At 66.1% G+C, this 16714-nt stretch carries 16 protein-coding genes; 9 read left to right on the forward strand and 7 right to left on the reverse strand.

Features of this window, described 5'->3' with window-relative positions:
* Positions 1 to 40: 40 nt before the first annotated feature.
* Complete coding sequence (locus QW868_RS08850) at positions 41 to 550, reverse strand: GNAT family N-acetyltransferase (protein WP_006611902.1); 510 nt, start codon at positions 548 to 550, stop codon at positions 41 to 43.
* Between the two features lie 240 nt (positions 551 to 790).
* On the opposite strand from QW868_RS08850, the gene QW868_RS08855 reads away from it, so the two are divergent.
* The 6 genes from QW868_RS08855 to QW868_RS08880 all read left to right on the forward strand — a co-directional run bounded on the left by QW868_RS08855 (position 791) and on the right by QW868_RS08880 (position 6016).
* Entirely contained in the window at positions 791 to 1693 is a 903-nt protein-coding gene (locus QW868_RS08855) for a dienelactone hydrolase family protein (protein WP_316230359.1), read from the forward strand.
* A gap of 9 nt (positions 1694 to 1702) precedes the next feature.
* Positions 1703 to 2170, forward strand: a complete 468-nt coding sequence (locus QW868_RS08860; protein ID WP_315740471.1) for a DUF2269 domain-containing protein — start codon at positions 1703 to 1705, stop codon at positions 2168 to 2170.
* Positions 2171 to 2180: 10 nt separating this feature from the next.
* The gene (locus QW868_RS08865; RefSeq protein WP_316230360.1) at positions 2181 to 3506 is read left to right on the forward strand and encodes an SDR family oxidoreductase; all 1326 of its coding nucleotides are present in this window, start codon (positions 2181 to 2183) and stop codon (positions 3504 to 3506) included.
* Complete coding sequence (locus QW868_RS08870) at positions 3506 to 3916, forward strand: thiol-disulfide oxidoreductase DCC family protein (RefSeq protein WP_316230361.1); 411 nt, start codon at positions 3506 to 3508, stop codon at positions 3914 to 3916. Before QW868_RS08865 ends, QW868_RS08870 begins: the two co-directional genes overlap by 1 nt.
* A gap of 137 nt (positions 3917 to 4053) precedes the next feature.
* Positions 4054 to 5124: a YeiH family protein gene (locus tag QW868_RS08875; RefSeq protein ID WP_315811864.1), complete on the forward strand. Its 1071-nt coding sequence runs from the start codon at positions 4054 to 4056 to the stop codon at positions 5122 to 5124.
* Positions 5125 to 5131: 7 nt separating this feature from the next.
* Positions 5132 to 6016: a LysR family transcriptional regulator gene (locus QW868_RS08880; protein ID WP_315811863.1), complete on the forward strand. Its 885-nt coding sequence runs from the start codon at positions 5132 to 5134 to the stop codon at positions 6014 to 6016.
* 99 nt (positions 6017 to 6115) lie between these two features.
* On the opposite strand, the gene QW868_RS08885 is transcribed toward QW868_RS08880, so the two are convergent.
* The 3 genes from QW868_RS08885 to QW868_RS08895 form a co-directional block, all read right to left on the reverse strand.
* On the reverse strand, positions 6116 to 7360 hold the full coding sequence (locus QW868_RS08885) for an NAD(P)/FAD-dependent oxidoreductase (protein WP_316230362.1): 1245 nt from the start codon (positions 7358 to 7360) through the stop codon (positions 6116 to 6118).
* Positions 7361 to 7486: 126 nt separating this feature from the next.
* A complete protein-coding gene (gene typA, locus QW868_RS08890) occupies positions 7487 to 9313 on the reverse strand; it encodes a translational GTPase TypA (protein WP_315740466.1) in 1827 nt (608 codons plus the stop codon).
* Positions 9314 to 9709: 396 nt separating this feature from the next.
* Complete coding sequence (locus QW868_RS08895) at positions 9710 to 10471, reverse strand: Crp/Fnr family transcriptional regulator (RefSeq protein ID WP_316230363.1); 762 nt, start codon at positions 10469 to 10471, stop codon at positions 9710 to 9712.
* A gap of 168 nt (positions 10472 to 10639) precedes the next feature.
* Here QW868_RS08895 and QW868_RS08900 point away from each other — a divergent pair, with 168 nt between their 5' ends.
* On the forward strand, positions 10640 to 11014 hold the full coding sequence (locus QW868_RS08900) for a response regulator (RefSeq protein ID WP_315778187.1): 375 nt from the start codon (positions 10640 to 10642) through the stop codon (positions 11012 to 11014).
* A gap of 45 nt (positions 11015 to 11059) precedes the next feature.
* Here the strand turns inward: QW868_RS08900 and QW868_RS08905 are convergent, their stop codons facing one another.
* Positions 11060 to 12631, reverse strand: a complete 1572-nt coding sequence (locus QW868_RS08905; protein WP_315778186.1) for an alkaline phosphatase D family protein — start codon at positions 12629 to 12631, stop codon at positions 11060 to 11062.
* Positions 12632 to 12770: 139 nt separating this feature from the next.
* Complete coding sequence (locus tag QW868_RS08910) at positions 12771 to 14117, reverse strand: TAXI family TRAP transporter solute-binding subunit (protein WP_315740462.1); 1347 nt, start codon at positions 14115 to 14117, stop codon at positions 12771 to 12773.
* A gap of 260 nt (positions 14118 to 14377) precedes the next feature.
* Here QW868_RS08910 and QW868_RS08915 point away from each other — a divergent pair, with 260 nt between their 5' ends.
* Positions 14378 to 14797: a 4a-hydroxytetrahydrobiopterin dehydratase gene (locus QW868_RS08915; RefSeq protein ID WP_315811861.1), complete on the forward strand. Its 420-nt coding sequence runs from the start codon at positions 14378 to 14380 to the stop codon at positions 14795 to 14797.
* A 104-nt stretch (positions 14798 to 14901) separates the two neighbouring features.
* Positions 14902 to 15315 carry a YkvA family protein gene (locus QW868_RS08920; protein ID WP_315758657.1) on the forward strand — a complete coding sequence of 138 codons (414 nt, stop codon included), beginning with the start codon at positions 14902 to 14904 and terminating at the stop codon, positions 15313 to 15315.
* Positions 15316 to 15443: 128 nt separating this feature from the next.
* On the opposite strand, the gene QW868_RS08925 is transcribed toward QW868_RS08920, so the two are convergent.
* Entirely contained in the window at positions 15444 to 16622 is a 1179-nt protein-coding gene (locus QW868_RS08925) for a TAXI family TRAP transporter solute-binding subunit (protein ID WP_315740459.1), read from the reverse strand.
* Between the last annotated feature and the right edge of the window lie 92 nt (positions 16623 to 16714).

Raw genomic sequence — 16714 nt, forward strand, 5'->3', positions numbered from 1 at the left:
CGTTAACGCTTAACGCGCCCAGAGCACAGCCGGTCCAGACTCAGTTGGTCCAGGCAAAGGCGACCTTGTCGAGCGACTTCGGCCCGAAGCGCTCCGACGACCGCGCGACCATGCGGCCGCCCAATGCGCGGTAGAACTCGGTGGCGGGATCGTTGTCGGACAACGCCCACACCACCATGCTCTTCAGGCCGCTCTGCGCGAGGTCGCGCTTGGCGGACTGAAAGAGCCGGCGACCGAACCCCAGCCCCTGAAATTCCGGTCGCAGATAAAGCTCGTAGACTTCTCCGTCAAAATGCAGGCTGCGGGCGCGATTGCGGCCGTAGTTCGCATAGCCTGCGACCTTGTCGTTGAACACCAGCACGCTGACGCGGCTGCCTTTGCGGATCGCGCTGTCCCACCATTGGGGGCCGCGCCGGTTGATCAGCTTCTCCAGCTCTGCGCCAGGGATGATCCCCTGGTAGGCGGAACGCCAGGCTTCATCATGGGCTGACGCCACCGCAGCCGCATCTGCAGCCTTGGCCGGACGGACTTCGATCAGGGTTGTGCTCATGACGAGATCAAAGCAAGTCGGCGGTCCGCCTTCAAGGTGCCACGTTAAAGATCGGTTAACCTGTGGACTTTCGGCATCACCGTGGCGGAAAGCTGTGCCGAAAAGGGACAATTTCGCAACATTGTCGGGCGTCGGTGGTGTCCTGTCACCGCTGATTCACACGTCGCGGGAAGAACTGCATCTGACCGGCCGCGGCGTGGGCTAGTGTGGCGCAAGCTCAACATCTTCCCGTTCGGCTGAATGGTGCTGCTTCGCTGCGTCTCATGGTTGCTCCCACTGCTCGTCCTGTCGGCAGCCGGCGCAACGGCACAGCCGTTCGGTCCCGCGTCGCCCGAAGCCGAGCCGGCGCGCCGGCAGCAATGGCTGATACCGTCCATCAAGACCGAAATTCCCGCGCGTGCGATCCTCTATCGGCCTGCCGGCCACGGGCCGTTTCCGCTGGCCGTGATCGCGCATGCCTCGACGCAGAATCCGCTGTGGCGGGCACAGCTGCCGCAGCCCACCTACACGGCGCTGGCGCGTCTCCTGGTGGGGCGGGGCTATGCCGTGCTGGTCCCGGAGCGGCTCGGGCACGGCCGCACGGGCGGTCCCTACGTCGAAGACCAGGGCGGCTGCGCCGACGCGGACTATGAGAAAGCAGGACGCGCGACCGCGGCGCAGATTTTGCGCGCGCTCGCGGACATGCGCGAGCAGCCGTTTGCCGCGAAGGGCGGCGCCGTCATCATCGGCCATTCGGCCGGCGGCTGGGGCGCGCTGGCGCTCGCCGATCAGCCGCCGCAGATCGTCTCAGCAATCGTCGTGTTCGCGCCCGGCCGTGGCGGGCATGCCGACGACGTGCCCGGGCGTGTCTGTGCAGAGGCGCGCCTGCTTGATACGGCCCGCGCGTTCGGACGCGGCGCGCGCGTGCCTGTCACGTGGCTTGTTGCGGCCAACGACAGCTACTTTCCACCACCGCTTTCGCGTCGGCTTGCGGATGCCTTCACGTCGGCTGGAGGCCAGGCGGGCTTCAACCTGTTGCCACCTTCCGGCGAGGAGGGGCATTGGATGATCGAGCACGACGACGGCGTGGCACTGGCGGCGGATTTGCTGTCGAGGGCGCTGACAACGACACGTCGATCGACGCATCCGGTGCCGCCGAACTAGCAGGACACGATGACGCTGTATTTCCTGGTCAAATATCTGCACGTGCTCGGCGCCATCGTCATTCTCGGCACCGGCACGGGGATCGCATTCTTCATGCTGATGGCGCATCTGAGTGGCGAGGCCGCGTTCATCGCTCGCACCGCCGGCGTGGTCGTGATCGCCGACATGCTCTTCACATTGTCCGCGGTGTTGCTGCAGCCGGTCACGGGCGGCACGCTGATGTGGCTGTCGTCGACCGCTGTGACTGACGGCTGGCTGCTCACCTCGCTCGCGCTCTACGCGGTCGCCGGGCTGTTCTGGGTGCCGGTGATCTTCATGCAGATCGAGCTGCGCGACCTGGCGCGCCTCGCGGACGTCGGCGCCGAGGAGCTGCCGCCGCGCTACTTCATCGTCTTCCGCCGCTGGTTCCTGTGCGGCATCCCCGGTTTCGGCGCGGTCATGGCCATTCTCTGGCTGATGATCGCAAAGCCGTTCTGACGAGACGCGCATGATCACGTCGACCAACCACCGCATCCTCGTGCTTGGCGCTTCCGGCCTGATCGGGCGCTTCATCACCGACGATCTGCGCCAGCGTGGCTTTGCGACGGTCGGTGTGGCGCGCGCGTTCTCGCCATCACAACGCGTGTCACCGTTCGACATCGAGCTGCCGATCATGGCGCTCGATGCGCCGGCTTTGGCGAGTCTGATCCGCGCCCACGAGATCGATGTCGTCGTCAACTGCCTCGGCGTGCTGCAGGATGGTCCTGGCAGCGACACTACGGCCGTGCATCGTGAGTTCGTCGCGCGCGTGCTCGCAGCGATCACAGCCTGCGGCCGTCGCGTGCGCTTCATTCACATCTCGATCCCCGGCACGGCCGATGAGGATCACACCGCCTTCGCCACCACCAAGCGCGACGCGGAGCGGCTGATTGCATCCTCAGGCATTCCCTACGCCATCCTGCGCCCCGGCTTCGTGATCGCGCCGTCGGCCTATGGCGGCAGCGCGATGGTCCGCGCGCTCGCGGCGCTTCCGGTCGACCTGCCGGCGAAGGATGCGGCGACACCGTTCCAGCCGGTGGCGGTCGCGGACATCGCCGCGACGATCGCCTGGCTCGCGATGCGGCCGATCGATGACGAGGCGACGCGCGCGGTGAGCTGGGACCTGATGCAGCCCGAGGCGATGACGCTTGGCGACGTCGTCGATGCGTTTCGGCGCAGTTTCGGCACGATGGATTGGCCACGCGTTGCCGTGCCCGCGCCGCTGATCAATCTCGGCGCTTTCGCCGGTGACCTCTGCAGCCGGCTCGGCTGGATGCCGCCGATGCGCACCACCGCGATCGCCGAGCTTCGCCGCGGAGTGCACGGCGATCCCGCACCGTGGATCGCGGCAACCGGCATCACACCCGGGACGCTGGACGCCGTCGGCGCGCGTGGCGCCACCATTCAGGACAAATGGTTCGCGCGGCTGTTCCTGATCAAGCCGCTGATCATCGCCGGCTTGGTGTTGTTCTGGGTCGCGTCGGGGTCGATCGCACTGTTGGTCTCGTTCCCCGCGACCACGGCGATCCTGACCACGCGCGGCTGGCCCGACTGGTTCGCCGTCCCATTTGCGGCGATCACCAGCATGGTGGACATTTCGGTCGGCGTATTGATCGCGTTCCGCAGAACCGCAGCATTCGGGCTCGCCGCCGGCATCCTTGTCTCGCTCGGCTACATGCTCGGCTGCGCGATCCTCACGCCCGACCTCTGGCTCGAGCCGCTCGGCGCGCTGGTGAAGACGGGACCTGCGATCGTGCTGATGCTGGTCGCGCTGCTCATGATGGACAATCGATGATGACCCACTGGCCCGACGACGACGTGATCCTCTACGACGGCGTCTGCGTGTTCTGCTCCCGCTGGGTGCAGTTCGTGATCGCGCGCGACACCGCAAAGCGCTTCCGCTTCACGCCGATCCAGTCGCCTTACGGCACCCGGCTGGCGCAGGCCTTCGGCATCGATCCCCAGGAGCCCGACACCAACGCGGTGGTGCATGGCGGCAAGGCGCATCTGAAATCCGATGCTGCGCTGACCGTATTGTCGAGCCTGCCGGGCTGGGGCTGGACGCGCGCGCTGCTCGCCATCCCGAAGCCGCTGCGCGATGCGGTCTACAGCCTGGTCGCGCGCAACCGCTACCGCATCTTCGGCAAATACGAATCCTGCTTCGTGCCCGATGCCGAGCTCCGGAGGCGGGTGCTGGAGTCGTGATCCGATCCGCGGGTGAGATGCGGGAGCGAGCCAGGAATTGATCGATTTGAACGAATGATATATACGATATAATCTGTTGGATCGATTGATCGCAGCATGAAATTCTCCTCTCCAGACCCTGTTTGGGAGAGTTTTCCATGGCTGCCCCGTCGCATGATTTGATCGCCGATGCGCCCGTTGCCGTTCCTCATCGACCTGCCCACGCGCCTGCGACGCCGGCGGCACCGACGCTGCTGCCCGGGCTCGCGCTGTCCGCGGCGCTCGCGGCCGGCGCCTTCGGGCTGCGCCTGGTGCCGGGCCTCGGCCTGTTCAGCCCGATGATCCTCGCGATCGTGGCAGGGATGGCACTGCATAACGTCATCGGCACGCCGGCGCGAGCCAAGCCCGGCGTCGCCTTCTCGATGCGCCGCGTGCTGCGGCTGGCGATCATCCTGCTCGGCCTGCAACTGACGGCCGCCCAGATCGTCGAGGTCGGCGCCCGCGGACTCGTGGTGATCGCGCTGAGCCTCACCGGCACCTTCCTGTTTACGGTGTGGGTGGGACGGCTGCTCGGCGTCGATCGTAAGCTGGCGGAGCTGATCGCCGCCGGCACCTCGATCTGCGGCGCGTCCGCCGTGATCGCGACCAACACGGTCACGCGCGCCCATGACGAGGACGTCGCCTATGCGGTGGCCTGCGTCACAGTGTTCGGCTCGATCGCAATGTTCATCTATCCGCTGCTTCCGACACTGCTGCATCTCGACGCGCACGCCTTCGGCCTGTGGAGCGGCGCCTCCATTCACGAGATCGCCCAGGTGGTCGCGGCCGCGTTTCAGCAGGGCCAGCAGGCCGGCGAGTTCGGCACCATCGCCAAGTTGGCCCGCGTGATGCTGCTGGCACCGGTCGTGCTCACGCTCGGCCTGCTGGCAACGCGGCGCGCGCGCCATGGCGGCGAGACCCGGAGCAATGCGCAGCCGCCGCTGCCCTGGTTCGTATTCGGCTTCATTGCGCTGGTCGGCCTCAACAGCGTGATCAGCATACCCGCCGAGATGAAGACCGTGATCGTGACGGCGACCACGTTCCTGCTGTCGATGGCGCTGGCCGCGATGGGACTGGAAACGGATTTCGCCAAGCTCAAGGCCAAGGGCCTGCGGCCCCTGGCGCTGGGCCTGCTCGCCTTCCTGTTCATCGCAGGCTTCAGCCTGGCCCTGGTGAAGCTGACCACATAGGACGCACGTGACGCTCGAACAGCTCAGGATCTTCGTGGCGGTCGCGACCCGCGAGCACGTCACCCAGGCGGCCCGCGACCTCAATTTGACCCAGTCGGCGACATCCGCGGCTGTAGCCGCGCTCGAAGCCCGCTACGAGACCAAGCTGTTCGATCGCGTCGGACGCCGCATCGTGCTCACGGCGACCGGGAAGGCGTTTCTCGTCGAAGCAAAGGCGGTGCTGGCGCGCGCGGCCGCCGCCGAGACCGTGCTGAACGATCTCGCCGGCCTGAAGCGGGGGCAGCTGGCGCTGGCGGCCAGCCAGACCATCGCGGGCTATTGGCTGCCGGCCTTCATTCACCGCTTCAATGCCGCGCATCCGGCGATCAAGCTGCAACTGTCGATTGGCAATACCGAGCAGGTTGCGACCCAGGTCCGCGAGGGCTCTGCCGATCTCGGCTTCGTCGAGGGCGATGTCGACGATCCCGTGCTCACGGCCCAGCCGGTCGCGGACGACGACATGGTGCTGGTCGGCCCGATCGATCATCCGCTGTGCCGCGGCAGGTCCGTGACAACCAGCGACCTGAGGACGGCGCGCTGGGTGTTGCGCGAGCAGGGCTCCGGCACGCGCGCCGCGCTCGAAACAGCGCTGGGCCGCTTCGGAATCACTCCGGCCGAGCTCGATGTGGTGTTCGACCTGCCGTCCAACGAGGCCGTGCGCGGCGCCGTCGAAGCCGGCGCCGGCGTCACGGTGCTGTCGCGCCTGGTGGCAATGCGCGCCGTCAAGGCGGGGCTGCTCGCCGTCGCCAACATCGAGCTGCCCAAGCGGCACTTCTACAGCCTGCGCCACAAAGAGCATCACCAGACGCAGGCCGCACGGGAGTTTCTGCGGATGGTGGGGGAGACGCATTGATTGGGGCAGGTCATCCCGAGCGTAGCGAAAGCGATCCAGAAATCCCACCGCGGTGACAGTCTGGAGTGCCTCGCTGTGCTCGCAACGACGGTGGATGTGCTAGCGCTTGGTTACTGACGCCAGAGCTTCCCGCGCCGCGCGCTCGCCGCTGTCGCGCGCGCCATGGGCGGTCGAGAAGAAATCCGAGGGCGTCGCCTCGCCGGCGAAGAACAGCCGATCATCAACCGGCGCGGCCAGCACGGCGCGCTTGTCGGCATGTCCGGGCAGTGCATGCGAATAGGCGCCGCGCGCGAACGGGTCGGCGCCCCAGCGGGACTCGGCGAGCGGACGGAGGCTCTTGCGGATGTCGTTGCCGAGCAGGGCCACGATGTCGTCGATCGCCTGCGCCGCCAAGGCCCCCTCGCCCGCCACTTCGATCTCGCGAGCGAAGCTGCCGCCATAAAAACCTTCGATGCAGGGCTGGCCGAACGGGCGCAGCTGGAAGCTGCCGACCCGCGCGGTGTGGCTTCGGCCGCGCATGCCCGAATCCCTCGGCAGGTGCTCCCAGCCGTCGAGCGCCAGCGTCACCTTGTTGTCGAGACCGAGCGGCAGGCCAGCGGCGGCTTCGACCTTGCTCGGCAGGGCCGGCGAAAAGCGGAGCGCTTCGTCGACGATGAGACTGGTCGGCACGGTCACGATGACCTTGTCGGCCGTCACCGTGCCCCGCGAGGTCGTCAAGCGAATGCGCGTGTCGCCGTGATCGATCAGGGTCACGTTGCAGTTCAAGGCGATCGGCAGGCCCCCGCCATAGGCGGCGACCAGCGCGCCATAGCCGTGGCGAACGCGCCAGTTCAGCTCGGTGTCCTCATAGGCTTCGAAGTCGAGCAGCGACATCTGGTCGAGCTCGCAGCCGTTGAGATAGGTGCAGATCGCATCGATCATGCCGTTCCAGCGATTGCCGGGCTCCAGGCAGATGCTCGCCGGGGCATCGCGGCCACTCTTGGCGGCCTCTGCGGTGCGCGTAAAGAACGCCTCCAGCGCCCGCAAGAACTCCTCGCGCTCGTGGCGCGGAAATGCCGCGTCATAGGCCTGGTCGCGCCAGGGCGGCCGGCTGGTGTCGATAGTGAAAGCAAGCTGCTCGGCGATGCCGACGAAGGAGTTGCGATCAGCCGAATGCAGCCAGCCGCAGCCGAGATCGAAGGTGACGTCAGGCGAAGCCATGATGGTGTGAGCACGGCCGCCGATGCGGTCGCGGGCCTCCAGGACGATGAACGAGACGCCCTTGTCCTGCAGCGCATGTGCGGCGCCGAGGCCCGCGGCACCCGCACCGATGATGGCGATGTCGATGGAGGATGGGAAAGACATTGGCTCATCCAACTCCGTCGTCATGCCCGGCCTTGTGCCGGGCATCCACGTCGTCCTCGCAAGCCCCAAAACGTGGATGGCCGGGACAAGCCCGGCCATGACGCATTTGAGGATGGAGGGCGGAAATTACGCCACCGCTTCCTTCTGTTTCTCGGCGCGCTTGCGCTCGTTCGGATCGAGATGCTTCTTGCGCAGGCGGATCGACTTCGGCGTAACCTCGACCAGCTCGTCGTCCTCGATATAGGCCAGCGCCTTCTCCAACGTCATCCGGATCGGCGGCGTCAAACGGACCGCCTCGTCCTTCGACGTGGTGCGGATGTTGGTGAGCTGCTTGCCCTTCAGCACGTTGATCTCGAGATCGTTGTCGCGGGTGTGCTCGCCGACGATCATGCCGCGATAGACCTTCCAGCCCGGCTCGATCATCATCGGGCCGCGGTCCTCCAGCTTGAACATCGCGTAGGCCACCGCCTCGCCCTGGTCGTTGGAGATCAGGACGCCGTTGCGGCGGCCGGCGATCTCGCCCTTGAACGGGGCATAACCGTGGAACAGGCGGTTCATGATCGCGGTACCGCGGGTGTCCGTCAGCAGCTCGCCCTGATAGCCGATCAGGCCGCGGGTCGGCGCGTAGAACACCAGCCGCAGGCGGTTGCCGCCGGACGGGCGCATCTCGATCATCTCGGACTTGCGCTCGCTCATCTTCTGCACGACGACGCCGGAATGCTCCTCGTCGACGTCGATCACGACCTCCTCGATCGGCTCCAGCCACGCGCCGGTGGCCTCGTCCTTCTGCAGCACCACGCGCGGACGCGACACCGACAGCTCGAAGCCTTCGCGGCGCATGGTCTCGATCAGGATCGCGAGCTGCAATTCGCCGCGACCCGACACTTCCATGGCGTCCTTGTCGGCGGATTCGACGACGCGCAGCGCGACATTGCCCTCGGCCTCGCGCAGCAGGCGGTCGCGGATCATGCGGCTCGTGACCTTGTCGCCTTCGGTGCCCGCCAGCGGCGAGTTGTTGACGATGAAGGACATCGACACGGTTGGCGGGTCGATCGGCTGCGCCGGGAGCGGCGTCTCGACCGAGGGATCGCAGAACGTGTCGGCGACGGTGCCCTTGGTCAGGCCTGCGATGGCGACGATGTCACCGGCCTCGGCCTCGTCGAGCGGCACGCGCTCGATGCCGCGGAACGCGAGAATTTTGGAAATACGGCCCTGCTCGACGACCTTGCCCTCGGCGTTCAGCACCTTCACGGCCTGGTTGGGCTTGATGCTGCCCGAGGTGATGCGGCCGGTGATGATGCGCCCCAGGAAGTTGTTGGCCTCCAAGATGGTGCCGATCATGCGGAACGGCCCCTCTTCGACCGACGGCGCCGGCACATGGCGCAGCACCAGGTCGAACAGCGGCTGCATCCCGGCGTCCTTCGGACCTTCCGGGCTCTCGGCCATCCAACCCTGCTTGGCCGACCCGTACAGGATCGGGAAGTCGAGCTGCTCCTCGGACGCGTCGAGTGCGGCGAACAGGTCGAACACCTCGTTGATGACCTCGGTCGGACGGGCGTCGGGACGGTCGACCTTGTTGATGACGACGATCGGCTTGAGGCCGACCTTGAGCGCCTTGGAGACCACGAACTTGGTCTGCGGCAGCGGGCCCTCGGCGGCGTCGACCAGCACCAGGGCGCCGTCCACCATGTTCAGGATGCGCTCGACCTCGCCGCCGAAATCGGCGTGGCCGGGGGTGTCGACGATGTTGATGCGGGTGTCCTTCCACTGCACCGAGGCGGCCTTGGCCAGGATGGTGATGCCGCGCTCGCGCTCCAGGTCATTCGAGTCCATGGCGCGCTCGGCAACCTTCTGGTTCTCGCGGAAGGTACCCGACTGCTGCAGGAGACGGTCAACCAGGGTGGTCTTGCCGTGGTCGACGTGGGCGATGATGGCGATGTTGCGAAGATTCATGGTCGGTGTCTTCTAAGCTTTCTCAAGAGCCCGTGCTCTGTCCCCGGCGGGGCGCGCGCTTTGTTATAGTCGAATCAAGCTGTTAGCTTTACGACGCGCGCTCGCGAAACTCGTTCGGCGGCAGGGGCCGGCAGCCCCAAATAGGAAGCCCGGCCAATCGACCGGGCAGACCTCACGCGTTGCGGCGCAATATAGGCAGAAAATGCCAAAAAACAATGACTGCTTTCAGGAACGAGGAGCGGTTTCCGAGCGGCTGGCTAACGCCTCCGCGACCGCACGCTTCCGGGCGGCGCGGTAGAAGACGAGACCAACCACTCCGACCGGCAATCCCACGAGGACCAGCGCCGACAGCCGTCGGCTGCGCCTATGCGCGGAAAGAAAAAAACGCTTGTGGGCTCAGCCCGTCGCGGCCTGCTCGGTCGGATAGACGCCGCGCAGGACCTCCTCGAAATGGGTCTTCACGGCCTCGTTGCACAGGCAGGAGCGGCGCTTCAGCGCGTCGAAGTCGCGCACCATGAAGGCGCCGCGGCGGGTTTCGAGAATGCCCTCGGCTCGGAAGGTCTGGACGACCCGGCTGACATAGCTGCGGCCGACGCCGAGCAGCGTCGCCAGCTGCTCATGCGTCAGGGGCACGATCGGCTCGCCGTCGGTGCGGTCCATCGCGGCCACGATCCACTTCGCCGTCCGCTGCTCGATCGAATGAATCGCATTGCAGGCGGTCGACTGGAACATCTGCGCCAGCATGCAATCGGCGTAGCGCGCGAACACGTTGCGCAGCGTCTTGGATTGCAGCTTGGCGGCCGCCAGGCGGGACAGTGGCAGCCGTGCAAACGGGCCGCCGAACTTGACGACGATCCGCGTATAGGCCGGCAGGAAGCCCTCGCTGACGATGCCGCCGACGGCGCCCTCGCGGCCGACCAGGATGGTCTCGACGTCGCGGCCGTCCTCATTGGGGACGAGATAGGACGTGAGCGCCGGCCCACAGGGAAAATGCACGATCTGCACGTCGTCCCCGGGACTGTAGAGCAGATCGTTCGGCGTTGCCTCGTCCTCCACCAGATACAGCGAAATCAGCGCGTAGTCGGCCGCACTCAGCCGCAGCAGCAGGTTGTTGTGGGGCCGCTCCCGGTTCAGCGTGGTCACACCCTGGCTCAGCATCGTCATCCCCTGCGCGCAACGCATGTGCGTGATTCGTGCTCCTTGTGTTCACAAGTGCACCGACACACGAACTCTGATATGCTGCCTTGGTTCCAGGAACCCGCCAGCGCACTCAAGAGGAGACGCCGGCTGCGGCGCCCATCCCTCATCCTGGAACCCGCAGATCCCATGACCAGCTCGCAATCAGGCGTGCCCGAGCTTTATCAACATGTGCTGGTCGTCGAAGACGACCCCATCATTGCGCTCGGATTGGAAGACACGATCACCGACCTCGGCGTTCCCGACATCAGGATCGCAGCCGACGTCGCGACCGCGCTCGCCATGATCGCGGAGCGCGCCCCGCAATTCGCATTGCTCGATGTCGGCCTGGTCCGCGAAAAGAGCTTTGCGATTGCCGAGCGGCTGACGGCGCTCGGCATTCCCTTCGCCTTCTCCACCGGCTATGGCGCCGACCGCGTGCCGGCCGCGTTCGCCGACCGGCCACGGCTGCCGAAGCCTTGCCCGACCGACGCGCTGGAGGCGGTGCTGCGCCGACGCGACTAGTTGCCGTCGCAGCACGCGATCGTCTTGCCGCCGAACAACGACAGCTCAGCCGAGCTTCGGATCGAGCGTGGTCGACCACAGCGCGACGTCGGCGCGATCGCGCAGGGTCACGGTCATCTGGCCCGTGGCGCCCTCGATCTTGACGTGGCCGAAGAACTGCATGCCGGCCGATGGCGGCAGGTTCTGCTTATCGAGGCCCGGCGCCTTGATGAACCGCACCTCGGGGCCGAAGGTGTTGTCGAGCTCGTTCGGACCGAACGTGCCGGCATGCAGCGGACCGGAGACGAACTCCCAGAACGGCTCGAAGTCCTGAAACTGCGCCTTGTTCGGATCGTAATAGTGCGCGGCCGCGTAGTGCACGTCCGCCGTCAGCCACACCGTGTTCTGGATCGGCGCCGTCTTGATGAAGCGCAGGATCTCGGCAATCTCGAGCTCGCGGCCGCGCGCCGGGCCGTCCCCTTGGGCAACCGCTTCCGAGCCCTTCTTGTTGGCCGCGTCGTCATAGACGATGATGCTGAGCGGCATGTCGGAGGCGATCACCTTCCAGGTCGCGCGCGAATTGAGCAGCGCCTGCTTCAGCCAGCGCATCTGCTCCGGCCCGATGAAGTAGGACGCCGGACCATATTTGTCCTCGAGATTGGGACCGTTGGCGCCGCGGTAGCTGCGCTCGTCGAGCACGAACACGTCGAGATGAGGGCCGTAATTGATCGTGCGATAGACGCGCCCCGGCTCGATGATGCTCTCGCGCATGGGATACATCTCGTGAAAGGCGCGCGCCGCGCGGGCCGCGAGCAGCTGGATGTTGCGCTCCTTGTAGCTGGCCGGCAGCTCCTTGGAGGCCGACCAGTTGTTGGTGACCTCATGATCGTCCCACTGCACGAAGATCGGCACCTCGGCATTGAAGGCGCGGACGTTCTCGTCGAGGAAATTGTATTTGTGAGCGGCACGGAACTCGTCGAGCGTCTCGGCGACCTTCGCCTTCTCTTCCACGGTGAGATTCTTCCACACCTTGTTGTCCGGCAGCTTCACCTCGGACTTGATCGGACCGTCGGCGTAGATGGTGTCGCCGGAGTGCAGGAAGAAGTCCGGGCGGTGCTTCTTCATCGTCGAGAAGGTGAACATGCCGCCATCGTCGGGGTTGATGCCCCAGCCCTGCCCCGCCACGTCGCCGCCCCAGACGAACGAGACGTCGCGCCTGTTGCCGGGCGCGGTGCGGAAGCGGCCAAGCGCGGCCTCGCTTTCGACCGCGACATGCGAAAGGTCGCGGAACTTGACGCGGTAGAAGATGTCCTGGCCGCTGGGCAGACCGTCGATCAGCATCTTGGCCGTGAAGTCGCTTTCCGGAAGTGCGGCGACCGGAGGCAGCGTACGCGCGTCCTTGAACGACTCGGTGGTCGCCACCTCGACCAGCATCTGCGACGGCCGGTCGGCACGCGCCCAGACCACGCCGCCATCCATGCCAACGTCGCCGGACTGCACGCCATGCGTGATCTGCGGCCGGTCGGCGGCGCGGCTCAGATAGGGCATCGCCAGCGTCGTGACGCCGGCTGCGGCGGCTGTCGACAGGAAGCGGCGGCGGGACAGGGCTGTGCGCGGTCGAGGAATGCGAAGCGTCATGCGGATCTCCTGGTCGGATCGCGCGCGGGAGGAGGCGCGAGCCACGGCCCGGCAGACCTAGAAAAGATTGATGACGCTGGAATTACACGCGGCGTCTTGGGCAGTGCGCGACACCGCCGCAAGGGGAGCGTGGCAGACCTCAGGTGCCGGCGGCACGCAACTGCGCGCCGGTTCGCTGCAGATTGGCGGGCATGCTCATCAGGATGAGCTTGCGATCGGCGACCGCGTTGTGGAACTGCTCGAGCGCGATGTTGAACGCGGTCAACGCCGCGTGCTCGATCGCGCCGTCCTCGAAGCAGGTCAGCGTGTTGCGCAGGATCTCGTCGGCCTCGGCCTGGAGCTGATCGAGCTCCTCGGTCGAATCGCACTTGCGCGCGATCGTGATCATCTCCAGCAGACGATCGCGCAGCGAGGTGTTGATGGTGCGTTCGTCGCGCTTGAGATAGCCGGCGAACCACGCGCCGGCCGAGCCCATCGCCGAAAGCGCCATCAGGCTCCACCAGATGTAGTCGCTGTAGCGGTCGAGGAAGGTCTTCTCCTCGCCGTCGACGAAGGCCGCCGCGCCGGGATGGACGGGGATCGCGGCGTCCTTGTCGGTGTCCGGCGTCTCGATCTTGGCGGCAAGCGGAAATTCCGACATCAGCTGCTGGCGCACCGAGAACAGCTGATGCGTGAACGTCGAGACCGTCGATTCGGCGAGGCCCTTGCGTGCCACGATGTGGTGATTGAAGCTGATCGTCTTCACTTCATCTTCAGGGCGATCGGGCGCCCCGCCGAACGCGCCGGCCGGAATCTCGGTGGCCTCGTATTCGGGATGGTTCTGTGCGATGGCTCCGGCGGAATCGATGGCCAGGAAGGTGGGGGGGCCGCCCTCCTTGGTGGCGGCTGCGATCGCATCCGCCGTGATCTTGCTGTTGATGGGACCGGCCGCCAGATAGACATCGGCCCTCTGGCTTCGGACCGCTTCGGCGGCCTCGGTGATCGGGAATTGGACGATCTCGACCTTGCCGGGGTCGACGCCATATTGGCGCAGGATGACCTTCAGCAGGTTCGCGTTCGCCGGCGTCCGGCCGATGATGCCGACTTTGTGGCCCGCGAGCTGCGAGATCTTCGTGATCTTGGCGCCACCCTTGCGGCTCTTGCCCTTGCCGGACGAGGGCACCCAGAGGACGACGACGTTCTTGCGCAGCGTCGCTACCGCCTGTGCGTTCTTTGGGACCTCGAGGTCACCCCGCACGATCGCAAGGTCCACCTTGGCGGCGGCCAGCGCCTGCGCGCTCTCGGCGGCGCCCTCGGTCGGAACCGGCCGCAGCCTGACGGAGGCGTGCGACTGGGAAAAGGCCTGGGTCAGGGCCTGGACGACCTTCAGGTCGTCGCTGTTGGGCGGACCGACCGCGATCTTGAGCACCACGGGACGCATCGCAAAATAGTAGGCACCCGTCAAAGCGCCGACGACCGCGAGGATCCCGGCGATGACGATGAACACGGCAGGGCGCATCCGTGAGCGCTGCGCTGGCGTGGTCTGAGTATCTACCAGATTCCCGTCCTCCGGTGGTCCCAGGCCCGGGCGATGCCACAGGCGGCTTCGTCTGGCCACGTCGTCCTTCGATAGAGTTGAACTGTAGCAAATTTCTTGTCCGCCCGGGGTGACATCTGCGTCATGGTTACCATCGCACCAGTTACCGCAGGATCGGGACAGTTCCGAGTCCCTCCCGGCATGGCGCCTGTGACAAGGCTCTGATCGGGATGCGTTTTCGGCTAGTCTTGGCAACCGGACACCGGCGCGATCCAGCCGGAGGTAGCCCCGCAATCGCCCGGACGCTGCCACGTGTCCAGTCGATTGCACCACAAGAGGAGATCGAGATGCCGCAACGATTGTCGGCGGAGGCACGCGCCACCGCCCTGCGGGAGCTTCCCGACTGGTCCGAGCTGGAGGGCCGTGAGGCCATCGCCCGCACCTTCACGTTCAAGAACTTCAACGAAGCGTTCGGCTTCATGACCCGGGTCGCGCTGGTCGCCGAGAAGCACGACCATCATCCCGAGTGGCGCAACGTCTACCGCACCGTCGAGGTGGTCCTCACGACCCATGACGCAGGCGGCGTGACCACGCGCGACATCGAGCTCGCCAAGGCGATGGATGCGATCGCCGCAACGATCAGCGGCTGACGAATCCACGCGGATACGGGTGCCTTGCGGCCAAGGTCGCCGTCCCCACATGACAGCTCGAGCATGGCGCCTCCAGCGCCGTCTGGAACCGGAGATCGGACATCATGTCGGATGCGACCGACTACAACGTTGGCTTCGAGCCCGCGGAGCGGCTGGCCCGGGATCGCGAGACCCTTCGCCGCCGTTTCTGGATCAAGTTCAAGAAGGTTGTCGCGCGGTTGCCGTTCGCCGAGGAGCTGCTTGCGGCGTATTACTGCGCCTTCGACAAGGAGACGCCGCGGCACGTCCAGGTCGCCCTGCTCGGCGCCATCGCCTACTTCGTCGTGCCGTTCGACTTCATGCCTGACGTGTTGCCCATCCTCGGCTTCACCGACGACGCGGCGGTGCTCGCCACCGCCATCCGCATGGTCGCCTCGAACATCACGCCCGACCATCATGCCGCGGCCCGCGCCGTACTCGCGCGGCTGGCGGCAGACAAGAACGCTGACGTCGCGAAGGACGGCGAGAATATCGGCTGACGGCGGCTCGGGCCGGCAAGCCGGGTTCCCGCAGTCAGCGCCTCGGACGGGCACAACAGCATACAACAGCAAAAGCCCCGCGTTCGCGGGGCTTTTCTCCTGATGGGACCTCGTCGAACGCTACGAGCTCAGCGCTGGCCGCGCGCCTGGGCGCGGGCGCTGCCGGTCTTCTCGGCCTCCCAGGCCTGGTACTGCTTGAACAGCGCCTCGCGGTCGGCCTCGCTCGGCATCGCCCTGCCGGCGCTGCTCTGCTTCAGGAAGTCATCGAAGCGGTCGCGCTGTGCGCCTTCCATGGCATGGCTCTCCAGCCATTTGCTCGCGGACGGCAGCCGCTGCCAGCCGGCCAGCGGTGCCGACAGCGAGACCTCCTTCCACTTCGGATGGAACGGCGGATTCTGGAATGCCGGGAATTTGGTGAAGAAGGCATCGACGAAGGTCGCGAGCTTGCGATAGCGGTCGGTGTTCGGCGCCCAATTATAGGCGGCGAGCACGGCCGGCACCGCGATCGTGTCGACCTTCTCGCCCTCGGCGATCAGGTTCGGATAGTCCTTCGCGGTCAGGGTCGCCGGCAGGTAGTCGGTCTGCAGCGGTCGATCGTAATCGACGTTGACGAGATGGAAGCGCCCGTCGTTGACGAAGGTGCTGACCGACTTGTAGGGCTTGCCGCCGACCACGATGACGGCATCGAGCTCGCCGCGCTTCAGCTTCTCCATCGCGATGCGCTGCTCGATATAGGCGAAGTTGGCGCGCAGGCCCAACCGCTCGAACACCGTCAGCGCCGTGACGAAGGTGCCGCCATTCGGCAGGTCGACGCTGACCCGACGGCCTTCGAGGTCACGCAGCGTGCGCACCGCGCGCGGCGCGATGACCTGCATCTCCTCGTTGTAGAGCTTGGTGACGTAGGTGAACTGCCGCTTGATGTCCTTGGCGAAGCCCTTGCGCTCGAGATAGTCGAGCGTGTCGGCTCGGACGATGCCGAGATCGACACCCTGCAGGAACAGGATGTCGGCCACGCTCTGGACCGAGCCGCGGCCGACGATCGGCAAGACGCGCAGATTGTTGCCGTCATCGAGCAGCGAGGCCAGGTCGGCGCCGAACTGCACATAGGTGCCGCCGATGGTGCCGGTGATGAGCGTCACCGTGTTGGCGTTCAGCGCCTGCTTGGTCTGCACCGAGCCGAACTGGAAGATCGCCTTGAGGCTGTCGCTCACCTTGGCGGGGTCGAACTCGCCTTCCTCGGCGTGGGCAGCAAAGCCGCACGCTATCATCATCATTGCGGCTACGGCCGCTCCAACAACACGTCGCATCTGTCCCCCTCGATGTAAGGTTGGCACATGTTTACGAGCCGGAACGCGGGCAGCACCAAGTCTCGCCTGGCGTCGCCCATGAACGGACTCGA

It is taken from the genome of Bradyrhizobium sp. SZCCHNR1051 (assembly GCF_032489615.1).
GTDB lineage: Bacteria > Pseudomonadota > Alphaproteobacteria > Rhizobiales > Xanthobacteraceae > Bradyrhizobium.